The organism is Archangium lansingense, from assembly GCF_026626635.1.
Lineage (GTDB): Bacteria > Myxococcota > Myxococcia > Myxococcales > Myxococcaceae > Archangium > Archangium lansingense.
This window is the reverse complement of sequence record NZ_JAPNKA010000001.1, coordinates 7,428,394-7,440,293: the sequence shown is the minus strand read 5'-3', so window position 1 is coordinate 7,440,293 and position 11,900 is coordinate 7,428,394. Positions and strand designations below refer to the sequence as shown.

The following is an 11,900-nucleotide window of genomic DNA, read 5'->3' as shown; positions in this document are numbered from 1 at the left end:
CGTCATCTCCTTGTCGCGGGCGTGTCCCGGGGTGTCCCTCCAGGGGTTCGGAGGGCCTGCGTCCTCAGCGCGGTGAGCGCCTGGAACAGGGGATCCGAGAGCTTGTGGTGCAGGGCGCCCGTCAGGTACTGCCTATGGCACCAGGCCTCGTCCAGCTGGTCTTCCTCGAACCGAGGGTGGAGTGGGAAGAACTCGAAGCGATCCGGCAGGAACTCGGCGCCGAGCTGCAACTCGAGCCGCCGGCGCAGCTCCGAGACAGAAGTCTCCGCGCCCAGAGGTTGGCCCCGGGTGAAGACGAGCAAGACGTAGCGGTGCTCGTCCCCCAGGCCTCCCGAGGGCACGGGGAGCACGGAGGTGGTCAGCGCTGGCCCCGGCTCCTCGCGCAGCGCCTCGGTCACCTCGGCGGCGGGGTAGACGCGCCCCTCGCGCCGCGCATCCCGTGCACCCGCGTATCGGTACTGGCCCTGGGCGCGCGAGAGGATGATGTGGCCGAGGGGCCGGCCCTCGGAGGGCAGCAGGGTGAAGAGGCCTGTGTCGCCCACGGCCTCCTGACCGCTCTGGTTGAGATCCAGCAGCGCCCAGCTACGGCCCGGAGCCGGGGCAGCCTCGGTATGCACGTCCCCCACGCGCCGCGGGGAGCAGAGCACGGTGCCGCCCGCCGCCGCGTCCACGAGCACGTTGGAGCACGGCACCGAGGTCAGTCCGCACTGCTTCACCCAGTCGCTCCAGGACTGCCAGTCGAAGGCCCCCTCGGGGTTGCGGAACCAGTGGCCCACGCTCTTGAGCGAGAGGCGGGTGCGCAGCAACACATCCCTCAGGGCTGGGGTGACGCCCAGCGCGCGCACCGGGTGCTCGGTCAGCAGGGCGGGCGAGGCCTCCACGTCCGCTGGCTCCAGGTGAAGGAAGGTGGCGCCGCGCAGCATCGTGGTGAAGAGCAGCGCGGGCAGGTGCTGAAGCGTGTGGAATCCAGGCGCGGCCAGGTGCTCTCCCGGCGCCAGTCCGAAGGTGAGCAGCCCGTCCACCAGTGCTCCGCGCCAGGCGTCCTCGGCCCGCAGCGGCACGGGGACGTGAGGCGGATCCGCCAGCGGCGAGAAGAGCAGGCCCACCGCCTCCCCCGGCTTGTAGGTATAGGAGGCGAGCGCCGGGGTGGAGGGGACGTGGGTGGGCAGCAGGCACTTCGCGTAGGGCCCCAGCAGGGGCGCCTGGTGGGGCTCGGCGGCCACGTGCTGGGGATCGAGCACCGCCAGCCGGCGCGCCACGAAGCGCCGGCCTCCGGGGGGCAGCAGGCTGACGCAGGCTCCCAGGCCCAGCGCGGCCGCCAGGCTCACCAGCAGCTCGGGGCCCACGTGCAGCACCAGGCACACCCTGGCCCCGGGCTTGACGCCGAGCTGTGCCCACGCGGTGGCTCGCCGCGTGGCCTGCTCGTGGAGCTGGCGGTAGCTCAGCGTCCGCCAGCCCTTCGCCCGCTCGTAGGTGCGCAGGGCGATGCGATCCGTGGCGGCGTGGCGGCCCACCAGATCATGAAAGAAGTCGTAGTGCTGGCCCGCCCGGCTCTTGAATGGGGCGCCCCGGCCCACGTGGGCCGGAGCCAGTGCCGTGGCGAAGCCCTCTGGATCGCTCCAGCTTTGCCGGAGCCAGCCGGGCACGCCTCCCGCCGGAGGAGTGTCCGCCTCGTACTGCTCAAGAATGGCGCGAAGATCGAAGGACATTGGGGCCTGGCTAGGTGGAGGGATCCTCGGAGGGCATCAGCTCCCGCGTGGGCACGGGCACCACGGTCTCGGGCCGGACCTCTTCCTTCTTCGGCTTCTGGGCTTCCTCCAGGCGGAAGCGAGGCACGGGCTCGGTGAGGAACTCCATGCGCGGAGGTGGCTCCCTGCGGAAGCTGACGCCCAGCAGCACGCGGGCAATGGGTGTGCCGGGAGTGGCTCCCAGGCCTGGACCCGCCAGGGCGAACAGCTCCAGCTCCGGGTTCAGCGGCAGGCGCCCCCCCGCCAGCACTTCGATGGAAGGCTGGCTGGAGTCAGCGGCGAAGGCGCCCCGCAGGGCCAGCTCGCCCCTCAGCTGCTTGCCCGTGGTGGCCAGCAGGGCGCCCAGGCGCACCTCCAGGGCCTGGCCCGAGGTGGAGGGGGGCGCCAGCGGGTTGCGGGAGCGCAGCAGCACTCCCGCCTCGAACGAGGACTGGAGCGGGCCCAGCGGCATGCCCACGGTGGCCCGGGCCTGGAAGCGCGGCCCTGCGTCACGCGCGAGCGCATGGCTGCTGCCCACGGGCAGTCCCATGGCCAGATCCAGCGCCAGATCCACGGGCTGCTCGGCTCGCTGCGACAGCAGCCCGAAGCGGGCCTGGAGCACCGGCGTGCCCAGCCCCTGGGATGCCAGCGGCGCCAGCCCCACGGTGCGTGGATCATCTCCTTTTTGCCAGAGCACCACCGGCAACTGGATGCCCAGCTCGAGCCAGGACAGCACGCCATAGCTGCCCGCGAGCAACACGGAGGCCCGGCTGCGCACCAGATCCAGCCGGCGCTCACCATTGCGCAGGACCAGGGGCAGGTGCTGGTACTGGCCTGCCAGCGCCACGCTCATTCCCCCGGGCACCAGCAGTTGGCCATTGCCAGACACGATCGAGTTGCGACCCAGGGTGACATCCAGCCGCTCCAACTCGAAGCCCGGGAGGGAGACCTGCGCCCTGGCCGTCGAGCAGCTCAGGAACGCCGAGACGACTGCCCATCGCAACAAGGTAGGAGTATGCATTCAGGGCGTTCCGTCCGCGTTTCCTGCCCACCGGAACGCGTGTGAGTTCATTCCTTTGTCATACAGAATCGCGCTGGGAAAGGGGAGTGCCTCCGCCGTTGGGTGGAGGGCCGGGGAGACATTCTCCGGCAGGTAGCCTCAGGCCTTGCGCTTGTTTCAAGGCCTGTGCGAGCGAACTGCTACATGGCTGGTAGGGATTGACTCCGGAACGCCAAGACCTGGCGGGTGGGTGCGCTCACCCCAGCGGTCCGCTCTTGTCGAGCCCCCGTTTTCTTCGGAGACGGGGCTTTTTTGCGTCCGGGGGCGTTCGGGAAGGTCACTTTCCGGATGCCGGTGGAGAAGATGCCCTCCCTGGCTCATTGAGGACGAGATCGAGCAGGCGCAGCGTCATTCCACCGGTGAAGTCGATGGTGGCGCCGTTGAACCACTCCGCCTCGTCTCCCACGAGCGTGGAGACGAAGCGCGCCACCTCCTCCACGGTGCACATCCGCCCGGCCGGGTTCATTCGGCGGTGGGCCTCCTCCAACCGGCTCAGCACCTCCGGGGAGTAGACGTGGCGGAGGGCGGGCGTCATCACCGTGCCGAATTTGAGCAGGTTCACCCGGTGCCCCCGGGGCCCAAACTCCAACGCCAGGTGCCGCACGTAGATCTCCAGGGCGGCCTTGGCGGCGGTGATGGCACCGCCGTTGTGCAGGAGCGACTCGGTGAGTGGGTTGGTCAATCCCAGCAGGCGAGCCGAGGGAGCCAGCAGATCCCTCGCCACGAGCGCCTGGGCCCAATAGACGAAGGAGTGGGCCATGGTCTCGAAGGTGCGTGCCAGCTGGCGGGGGTGGAGCTGGTCCTCCGTCCCGGAGATGAAGTGCCCCACCGAAGCGCTGGCCAGGGAGTGCACGAAGAGCTTGACGCTGCGGGGCCCGGCGGCGGCCAGCAGGGCCTCGGCCCCTTGTGCCGCACCCTCGGCTGTACCGGCATCCGCTTGCAGCATCACCATGCGCTGGCCGGTGGAGCGCACCTGACGCTCCACCTCCGCGGCCTGCTCGGGGTAGCGCCCCCGGTGCATCCCGAAGACGTGCAGGCCGGGCTCACGCGCTACCTCAGCCGCGATGGCCGCGCCCGTTCCCGATGAGGCCCCCAGGATCACCGCCCACGATTTTTCGCTCATCCCGACTCCCTGCCCAGGGCGCGCGCCCGGTCCAGCAATTCTCTCACCGCGTCGGCGACTTCCCGATTCAGCGCTCGCAGCACTTCCCGGTCGTTGACATCTACCCCTGCCTCCAGGTGGTGGTGGAAGGGCTGCCCCACCAACTGGGTCATCCTCACCGGGAAGGGCAATGACAAGGGCCACAGCCCGGTGGCGCCCACGCCGAACCACACCGGTAGCCCCGCGGGTGCGCCCAGCCGACGGCCCAGCGCATACCCGTCATTGAGCCCGATGAAGGCATCATCCACCCCATCCCCGGCCACCGGGACGATGGGGAGGCCATACTTGATGGCCAGACGCAGGTAGCCGGTGCGCTCGCCCCAGTCCACTTCGTAGCGGTGACGGAAACTGCGGCAGCCCTCGCGCGTCCCTCCTGGCTGGACGAGGATGTGCTCGCCCCGTGCGACTGCCGCCTCCAGCTCCGGCCCGTCCTTCGTCACGAACCCCAGGCCGTTGATCAACCACTTCATCACCGGATTTTCGTCGAAGGCGCCATGGATGATGCCGTGGGGCAGGTAGCCCAACCGCTCATGGAGGACGACGGTGAGCATGCACTGATCGAACGCCAGGGGCCGACCATGGTAGGCGACGATGAGCTTGGCCCCCGGCTCCAGCAGCGTCTCCAGGCCGATGACCCGGTAGCGGTGATAGCGGCGCAGCAGCTCGAAGCCGCTCAACCACAAGGTCTGGGGGAGATTGCGCTCGGGCTTCATACTCCCACCTGGCTTACGGCCCTCTCTGGGAGCGCGCTCGCGGTTCCCAGGAGCCGAACGGGAATCATTCCATCCTCCTCAGGAGGTGCTGCCTGGTGGCTGCGGCGCGTTACCCGCAAACCCCGTCAGAATCTGCCCGACGATGGCACTGGCCTTCAAGTTCTCTGGCTGGCTGATGTTGTCGCTGGTCCACTTATCCAACTGGGTGAGCAGCGTGCCAAAGGTCTTGAAAGAGGCCGAGAGGGTGTCGATGCCGTTGTAGATGGAGATGACGAGCAGTTGCTCGGAGATTTGCTCCGGACTCCAGCCGACCATCAGGCTCCAGTAGAGGTGGATACCCAGGAACGGTCCTTGTCCGCGGTGATTGACCGCGAGGACGGTGGTAATGGTCATCTCCCGCTCGCGGGACGTCAGGGCCGACTGCGACCGGTTCCCGAAGAGTACCCCGAGGAGCGCCTCGACATAGGGCTTCTCATAGGGCGTCGCCGCGGCGGGGAAAGGCTTTGTCAGGGCCTCCAGGGTGGGCTGCACCATGGCATCATCGCTGAACTGCGCCCGCAGGGCCTGGAGGTTCTTCTGCGAAAGCAAGTGACTGAAATCGGTATCAGCAGTGGCTTGTGGCTCAGCACCCATGACTTGCTCCTAAGAGAGGATTCGGTCCTGCTTGAATCGGTGGTGAGCCTCCAAGGCCCCGAGGAGACCATGGTTTCAACCAGAATGACGGGAGAACAGCAAGCCGCGCGTCGCCCGGGGGAGAGCCGGTACGCAGAGGCCGCGCGGTATGTATGAAGGAGGATGGCTTCGAGTGGCCCGGGAGGTGACGGAACTCGCGCGGCTGATGCTCTGGCCTTCCGGTTCACGCGCGGAGCGCCTCTACTCGCTCCTGTCTACCCACAACCTGCTGGCCGAACAAAGCCTGTCAATGAACCTGGGGTACTGGAAGGACTCCTCGCTGCGGACGCTCGATCAGGCCAGCCAGGCACTCACCGAGCTGCTGGGACAGACGGCCCGGTTGGGGCCCGAGGATGAGGTGCTGGACGTGGGCTTTGGCTTCGGCGCCCAGGACCTCTATTGGGCCGAGCGCTTCCAGCCGTGGCGCATCATCGGCCTCGACAGCCTGCCCCAGCACGTCGAGGTGGCGCGCGCGCGGGTGGCGGGGGCCGGATTGCAGGGCCGGGTGGAGCTGCGGGTAGGCTCGGCCACCGGGCTGCCCTTCGCCCCCGAGTCGTTCGACAAGGTGACGGCGCTCGAGTCCGCCCTGCACTTCAACACGCGCGAGCGCTTCTTCGCCGAGGCCTGGCGGGTGCTGCGGCCCGGGGGCAGGTTGGCTACCACGGACGTGCTGCCCCTGCCCGGCCGCCGATTCGCCCGCCCCTTCCAGTCCTTCTGGCAGATTCCCGAGGAGAACCTCTACCCCCGGGAGGTCTACCGTGAGCGACTGGAGGCCGCTGGCTTTGTCGAGGTGGAGGTGCGCTCCATCCGGGAGCATGTCTATGAGCCGTTCCTGGCCTTCATTGCCCGCCGCCTCGACGAGCCCGACGTCGTACGCCGGGTGAATCCCTTACTGCGGCAGCTCTCCCGGCCCCACTGGTACGCCTGGATGGTCCGGTCCACCATGGATTACGTCCTCGCCAGCGCTCGCAAGCCGAGCCAGGGGCGTGGTAGCTCAGCCCGTGGCTCCGGGCTCGAAGCGAGTGAGGAAGACCTTGTACTGCAGCGAGACGAAGATCGGTCGCGGCGCCACCAGTCCGGTCCGGGCGAACATCGCGAACAGGGCGGCATCGGACTCGATGGGCCGAATCACCGCGAAGAGCTCGCGCCGACGCTCCAGGTTCTCCTGGGGGACTCCATACGCCCGCAACCGTCGCAGCTCCACGTTCGTCAGCTCGGGGTCGTTGCCGACGCGGCAGCCCAGGACGAGAGGCGCTCCAGGCTTGAGCCGCCGGGTTACCTCTCGCAGCAGCTCGAGGCGGGCCTCCTCGCCTTCCACATGGTGCAGGACGCCCATCATCTGCGCGCCGTCGAACGGGGGGCCGGGAGGCAGGGTGTGCAGCTCTCCCACGTGCAGGTGCGTGCGTGAGAGCAATCCCTCGGCCTCCAGGCGCGTGCGGGCGACGGCGAGCATGGCCTCGGAGGGATCCACGCCCGTGAAGCGCCAGCCCGGCACGTCGAAGCGGGTGTAGGGCACCAACTCCGCGCCCGTGCCCAGTCCCACGAAGAGCAGCGACGCCGTGTCCTGGCCGTCGAGCTGGGCCGTCAGTGCGCTGACGCCGAGCTCGTATGCCACCTGGGCGCCGGCGAGGTTGATGGACGCCTGGGTGTCGTAGTGGGGGGCGCGGTCGGCACCAAAGCCCTGTACGACGTGGTGGACGGAAGGGGAGTGGTGTTCGTGAGCCATGACGTGTCCTCGAGCGGCCTACGGGAGGCAGGCTTGAATCGGAAGATGCGTCGGGACCCCGATGAATGGGAGAGCGAGGATTCAGGCCGAATCGGCGGAAATTTCGGTCCCGCCGTCGAGGGGGGTTCTTGCCCAGAGCCGCCTCCCGGGTGCCCCTCCCTCGGCTATGTGGTCGGAGGGTCAGGGAGCGGCACGAGCGCACAAACCCGAAATGCGGCAGTGACCGCCGCGAAAACCATGGTGAGCAGTGCGGCCACCACTGCCGCCTCATAGACATCAGCTGTGACAAAAGTGCGCCCGGCTACAGCCACGCTACCCGCGGGCGCATGAGCCAATTTGATCGGATATTGGACCGCGCTCACGCCCCAGAGCAGGCAAGGCAGCAGCCAATAGCTCGCCTGGGTCACCGCCGCACGATTCGGGGGAAATCGGCTCTCGATCAGCGCGAAGAGCTGAAAGAAAACCCAGCCGGTGAACATCCAGCCCAGGAAGTTGGAAAGAGGTACCCCGAAATAGCCACTGGGGTAGCGATAGCTCCACATTCCAAGGACGGTGGAGCCAATCGGGTCATAGGCATAGTCGTAAGCGGTGAGGATGAAGCTCGCGACCAGTGGCGTGGTAAAGCGATTGAAGCCCCCGCTGGCGGAGGGGTGCTGTCGCACGATGAGCCGGGCCAATGTCCAGGCCATCCAGCCGAGAATGGCATAGCCGATGGCGACATGGGGCGGCACGCCCAGCGGTTTTGGACCTGCGACGTGATGCACGTAGAAGCCGAACGGGAAGCCCGTGGCGATGCTGCTTGCCTCGAGCAGGAAGGCGACGACCACGGCGAACGCGAAGAAGAGTCCGGCACCTCTCCAGCCGTTGGAGAGGGAGGCGTGGGTCACAACAAACAGCACGAAGCACAGGGCCTGCAGGCCGGATGTGATTGCGCTGCTGTCCGAGCCCGCCGGAACGACCGACCCTAGAAAGAACAGGAGCCACAACGCCGCGAAAATCCAGCACAGGAGCAGCCTCACAACCGCTGAGTCTCGGCCGGTCCCGCTTGTCTGCTGCTGTCTGTCCTCGCCTGTCATCTTTCTCTCCCTGAATGGACTGACTCAGGCAACGAACTCGACGTTCCTCGGTCGAGCGAGGTACCGCGTGAGGGCGTTGGGGGGAGTGTCGGCCGGCTTCTTCCTGTCTCCGAGCCGCATCACACCTGAGCGAAGCACGTGGGTGAGCGGCCCGCTCGGCGTGAAGATCTGCGCGTTGAAAAGCGCGGTCCGCTGATGCTGGTGGAGGTAGGGCCTGAGCCGGTCCTCCCAGGTGCTCAGTGCAGCGTCGATGTCATTCGGGTTCAGCGCCAGCAGATCTCCGAGCAGGGAACCGCCGGCGAGGCCCATCGACGCGCCCATGCCGGAGTACAGCGTGATGCACCATGCGGCGTCGCCCACGAGCACGGTCCGGCCGGAGCGCCAGGAGCGCATGCTCACCTGATTCACCGAGTCGAAGAGGAAGTTCTCGGTGCGGTCGAACTGGGCGAACACATGCTCGAGGATGTCGCCGAGCGGCTCCGGTCCATAGGTGCGTCGCAGCACGGTCCCGGTTGGCTCGCGAAACTGCGTGTCGATGTCGCGAGTCCGGTAGGAGAAGAGCGCGGTCGGCGGGCGGTCCTCGAAGGGGAAGACCCAGAGCGAGCGGCGTGGCTCGACGAGCATGATGCCGTTGTTCTCAGGGAAGTACGGCACCTGCTCGTCAAGCTGGAACGCGCAGATCATCGCGTGCAGCGGCTTCAGGAATTGGTCGTGCGGACCGAAGGCGAGGCGCCGAACTGTCGAGCGCAGTCCGTCGGCTCCTACGACCAGGTCGAACTGCTCGCTCCGCTCCTCGCCCGTGGACGACTTGCGGGTCGTGACCACGGCGCCTCCTTTGACGTCAACGATCGCCGTCGGCTCGGTGCCGTACCGCACCTCCACATCGCCAAGGTGCTGGAACAGCGCCGCCTCGATGTCGCCGCGCAGTACGCCGTGCGGCTCGCCCGGCTGGTCCAGGAACCCGACGCTCTTGTGGCGGTTGCCGCCGCGGGTGACTTCCCACGTCTTCGAGTTCCTCGGAGTGCGGGTGTGAAGATCGCCCATCACCCCCAGCCGTTTCGCGGCGCTGTAGCCTGTGCCGAAGAGCCCGATGAAGTAGCCACCCGAGCGACGTTGGGGCGCCCTCTCAATCACGGTCACCCGCCATCCGGCTTTCCGCAGTCCGATGGCGGACGCCATTCCGGCGATACCGAGTCCGACGACGAGAGCTGAACGAGCGTGTGTGGCCATGAGGCCTCCTGTCCTCGGCGGTGGAAGCCGCCGTGAAGTGGACGCTTTTGTTTTACGACGGACCGTCGTAAAACTCAAGCGGGCCCGTTGCGGGGAGGCGCCTCGCGTGTAAGCTGTCCGCATGCCCAGGATCGACGCCCCCTCGCTCGCCGAGCACCGTGAGGCCACCTGGAAGCGGCTGCGCGACAGCTTCCTGGAGGCGATGGCGGAAGAGGGCTACGGGGCGCTGACCCTCGCCTCGGTGGCGAGGCGCGCCGGGATCGCGAGGAACACGATCTACAACTACGCGCCGACCAAGGACGCGTTGCTCGTCGCCGTCGTGAAGGCCGATGTCGAGCCATTCGTGGCCCAGCTCGTCCAGGAGGCAGAGGGCGTGGACGATCCGGAAGAACGGCTCGCCCTCGTCGTTCGGCGTCAGCTGGCTGCCTTCGCGCCCGGCGCCCGGAGCCTCCCGGTCCTCAACACCATGGAAGACGTGTTGCCGGAGGAGGTGAGCGCATCGCTCGCTTCCTGCTTCGCGCCCGTGCTCAGCGTCGTCAGCCGCGTCGTGGAGCAGGGCATCTCCGCGGGTGTCTTCCGACCTGTGGCCGACATCGGCCGTGTCGTCGAGATGATGGTCGGTGTCATGGCGGCGGCACGACGCGCCATCACTCTGGGCGATTCGCTGGATGTCATCGCGGCCGAGACCACGGAATTCCTCGTCGGCGGTCTGCGATTGCGTGGGGAGCCAGGCTCCAGCCGGTCCGACGTGGGGCCGAGGCGCAAAGAGCGCAAGAGATAGCGCTCGCTCCGGTCCTGCAGGGCCCGTCCCAGGAGCGCCCCGTCAAGGTGCATGCGCTGCGGATAGGCCCTCTTCGTCTTACGAGAGCCTCTCGCGCCACCTCTACGTCCTGGCGCACGCGCACCACGTCCAGCTGGGTGGAGGCGCCCATCTCGAAGGATCGCTGGGTGAGGGCGGCCCGCTCGTGCCGCCGGCCACCGCGCCCAGGCCGCCACCGCCGGCCACCACCGGGTTCTCCGGGTGCAGGATGTCGAGGGCCACGCCCGCGGTGGCGCGCGCGTTGGGCAGCAGAGCGGAGAGGGCTTGGCGCCAGCGCCCCTCGGCCCGCTCCATTCCGGCCTCAGCGGTGCGCAGGTCCGTGGAGCGCTCGCGCAGCAGTCCGAGTGCCTCCTCCCAGCTGCCCACCTGATCGGACGCGGGCGGCGCCGGGGCCAGCATGGGGTCATCCACCTTCATCTCGAAGCGGGGAGGGGCCGGCAGCGCCTCCGGCATGGATGGGGCGGCCAGGGCCGGGGCAGAGAGCAGCACCAGCAGGAGGAGGGAGGGGCAAGCGGGCATGTGGACGCGGGAGTGAATCCGGGGGGCTGACAGGGCCGTGGCGCTATCTCAGGGTCGCGGCATCGATCACGAACCGGTACCGGACATCGGAGGCGAGCACGCGCTCGTAGGCCTCGTTGATCTTGCTGGCCGGGATGACCTCGATGTCGGAGCCGATGTGGTGCCTGGCGCAGAAGTTCAGCATCTCCTGGGTCTGACGGATGCCGCCGATCAGCGAACCCGCGAACGACCGGCGAGTCATGATGAGGGAGAACACGTTGACGGAGAGCGGCTCCGCGGGTGCGCCCACGTTGACCAGGGTGCCGTCCAGGGCCAGCAAGGACAGGTAGGCATCGAGGTCGAGCTTCGCGCTCACCGTGTTCACGATGAGGTCGAATGTTCCGGCGAGCTTCTTGAACGTCTCCGGATCTCTCATGGCGTAGTAGTGGTCCGCACCGAGGCGCAGGCCGTCATCCTTCTTGTTGAGCGACTGCGACAGGACGGTGACCTCGGCCCCCATCGCGTGCGCGAGCTTCACGGCCATGTGCCCGAGCCCGCCCAGACCGACGACGGCCACCTTCTTGCCGGGGCCGGCGCCCCAGTGGCGCAGCGGCGCGTACGTCGTGATGCCGGCGCACAGCAGCGGCGCGGCGGCGTCGAGCTCGATGCCCTCGGGGATCTTGAGGACGAAGTCCTCGGTTACGACGATGTGGGTGGAATAGCCGCCCTGGGTGAGTTGGCCGTCCTTCCCGATTCCGCCGTAGGTCCCGGTGAATCCCTTGAGGCAGTGCTGCTCCTCACCCTTGCGGCAGTTCGCGCACTCGCCGCAGGAGTCGACCAGACAGCCGACGCCGACTCGGTCGCCGACGGCGTGCCTGGTGACCTTGGCGCCAACCTTGGCGACGAGCCCGACGATCTCGTGGCCGGGGACGACGGGGTAGGTCGCCGAACCCCAATCACCGCGAGTGTGGTGGATGTCTGAGTGGCAGATGCCGCAGAACTTGATCTCGATGAGGACGTCGTGCGGACCAAGGTCTCGACGCTGAATGGTCGTCGGGCCGAGAGGCTTCGTCGCGGCTGTGGCCGCATAGGCATTGATAGTGAGCATGTTTCTCCAGAGCTCCGTGGTGCCGGGGCCGGTGCGCCCCGTTCACCAAGAGAAGTACGCCCCAGGTCCTCGGATGACTACGTCCCGGGGAGCCAATAGGCTCTTAAG

Annotated in this window: 11 protein-coding genes and 1 pseudogene; 2 read left to right on the top strand and 10 right to left on the bottom strand. The window is 67.9% G+C overall.

Going from position 1 to position 11,900, the window contains the following annotated elements:
• Positions 1–2 precede the first annotated feature (2 nt).
• The 5 genes from OV287_RS29800 to OV287_RS29780 form a co-directional block, all read right to left on the bottom strand.
• Positions 3–1,709, bottom strand: a complete 1,707-nt coding sequence (locus OV287_RS29800) for an AMP-binding protein (protein WP_267537435.1) — start codon at positions 1,707–1,709, stop codon at positions 3–5.
• 10 nt (positions 1,710–1,719) lie between these two features.
• A complete protein-coding gene (locus OV287_RS29795; RefSeq protein WP_267537434.1) occupies positions 1,720–2,748 on the bottom strand; it encodes a hypothetical protein in 1,029 nt (342 codons plus the stop codon).
• Between the two features lie 316 nt (positions 2,749–3,064).
• Positions 3,065–3,910 (bottom strand): SDR family oxidoreductase, encoded by an 846-nt coding sequence (locus tag OV287_RS29790; RefSeq protein WP_267537433.1) that lies wholly within the window; start codon positions 3,908–3,910, stop codon positions 3,065–3,067.
• The gene (locus OV287_RS29785) at positions 3,907–4,662 is read right to left on the bottom strand and encodes a lysophospholipid acyltransferase family protein (protein WP_267537432.1); all 756 of its coding nucleotides are present in this window, start codon (positions 4,660–4,662) and stop codon (positions 3,907–3,909) included. Before OV287_RS29785 ends, OV287_RS29790 begins: the two co-directional genes overlap by 4 nt.
• Before the next feature lie 78 nt (positions 4,663–4,740).
• A complete protein-coding gene (locus OV287_RS29780; protein ID WP_267537431.1) occupies positions 4,741–5,295 on the bottom strand; it encodes a carboxymuconolactone decarboxylase family protein in 555 nt (184 codons plus the stop codon).
• A gap of 148 nt (positions 5,296–5,443) precedes the next feature.
• On the opposite strand from OV287_RS29780, the pseudogene OV287_RS29775 reads away from it, so the two are divergent.
• Positions 5,444–5,995: pseudogene (locus OV287_RS29775) on the top strand (SAM-dependent methyltransferase); the annotation flags it as partial.
• 333 nt (positions 5,996–6,328) lie between these two features.
• On the opposite strand, the gene OV287_RS29770 reads toward OV287_RS29775, so the two are convergent.
• The 3 genes from OV287_RS29770 to OV287_RS29760 form a co-directional block, all read right to left on the bottom strand.
• Positions 6,329–7,060 (bottom strand): class I SAM-dependent methyltransferase, encoded by a 732-nt coding sequence (locus OV287_RS29770; protein WP_267537430.1) that lies wholly within the window; start codon positions 7,058–7,060, stop codon positions 6,329–6,331.
• Positions 7,061–7,224: 164 nt separating this feature from the next.
• A complete protein-coding gene (locus OV287_RS29765; RefSeq protein ID WP_267537429.1) occupies positions 7,225–8,136 on the bottom strand; it encodes a carotenoid biosynthesis protein in 912 nt (303 codons plus the stop codon).
• A 24-nt stretch (positions 8,137–8,160) separates the two neighbouring features.
• Entirely contained in the window at positions 8,161–9,366 is a 1,206-nt protein-coding gene (locus OV287_RS29760; protein WP_267537428.1) for an FAD-dependent monooxygenase, read from the bottom strand.
• Positions 9,367–9,487: 121 nt separating this feature from the next.
• Between OV287_RS29760 and OV287_RS29755 the strand changes: the two genes are divergently transcribed.
• Positions 9,488–10,147, top strand: coding sequence for a TetR/AcrR family transcriptional regulator (locus tag OV287_RS29755; RefSeq protein ID WP_267537427.1), 660 nt, complete (start codon positions 9,488–9,490; stop codon positions 10,145–10,147).
• Positions 10,148–10,249: 102 nt separating this feature from the next.
• On the opposite strand, the gene OV287_RS29750 is transcribed toward OV287_RS29755, so the two are convergent.
• Entirely contained in the window at positions 10,250–10,705 is a 456-nt protein-coding gene (locus OV287_RS29750) for a hypothetical protein (protein ID WP_267537426.1), read from the bottom strand.
• A 43-nt stretch (positions 10,706–10,748) separates the two neighbouring features.
• Positions 10,749–11,792: an NAD(P)-dependent alcohol dehydrogenase gene (locus tag OV287_RS29745; protein WP_267537425.1), complete on the bottom strand. Its 1,044-nt coding sequence runs from the start codon at positions 11,790–11,792 to the stop codon at positions 10,749–10,751.
• Positions 11,793–11,900 lie beyond the last annotated feature (108 nt).

Bases quoted from the DNA above. Each gene is read 5' to 3' on its own strand.
- OV287_RS29800 (WP_267537435.1), bottom strand. From the start codon at position 1,709: ATGTCCTTCGATCTTCGCGCCATTCTTGAGCAGTACGAGGCGGACACT.
- OV287_RS29795 (WP_267537434.1), bottom strand. From the start codon at position 2,748: ATGCATACTCCTACCTTGTTGCGATGGGCAGTCGTCTCGGCGTTCCTG.
- OV287_RS29790 (WP_267537433.1), bottom strand. From the start codon at position 3,910: ATGAGCGAAAAATCGTGGGCGGTGATCCTGGGGGCCTCATCGGGAACG.
- OV287_RS29785 (WP_267537432.1), bottom strand. From the start codon at position 4,662: ATGAAGCCCGAGCGCAATCTCCCCCAGACCTTGTGGTTGAGCGGCTTC.
- OV287_RS29780 (WP_267537431.1), bottom strand. From the start codon at position 5,295: ATGGGTGCTGAGCCACAAGCCACTGCTGATACCGATTTCAGTCACTTG.
- OV287_RS29770 (WP_267537430.1), bottom strand. From the start codon at position 7,060: ATGGCTCACGAACACCACTCCCCTTCCGTCCACCACGTCGTACAGGGC.
- OV287_RS29765 (WP_267537429.1), bottom strand. From the start codon at position 8,136: ATGACAGGCGAGGACAGACAGCAGCAGACAAGCGGGACCGGCCGAGAC.
- OV287_RS29760 (WP_267537428.1), bottom strand. From the start codon at position 9,366: ATGGCCACACACGCTCGTTCAGCTCTCGTCGTCGGACTCGGTATCGCC.
- OV287_RS29755 (WP_267537427.1), top strand. From the start codon at position 9,488: ATGCCCAGGATCGACGCCCCCTCGCTCGCCGAGCACCGTGAGGCCACC.
- OV287_RS29750 (WP_267537426.1), bottom strand. From the start codon at position 10,705: ATGCCCGCTTGCCCCTCCCTCCTCCTGCTGGTGCTGCTCTCTGCCCCG.
- OV287_RS29745 (WP_267537425.1), bottom strand. From the start codon at position 11,792: ATGCTCACTATCAATGCCTATGCGGCCACAGCCGCGACGAAGCCTCTC.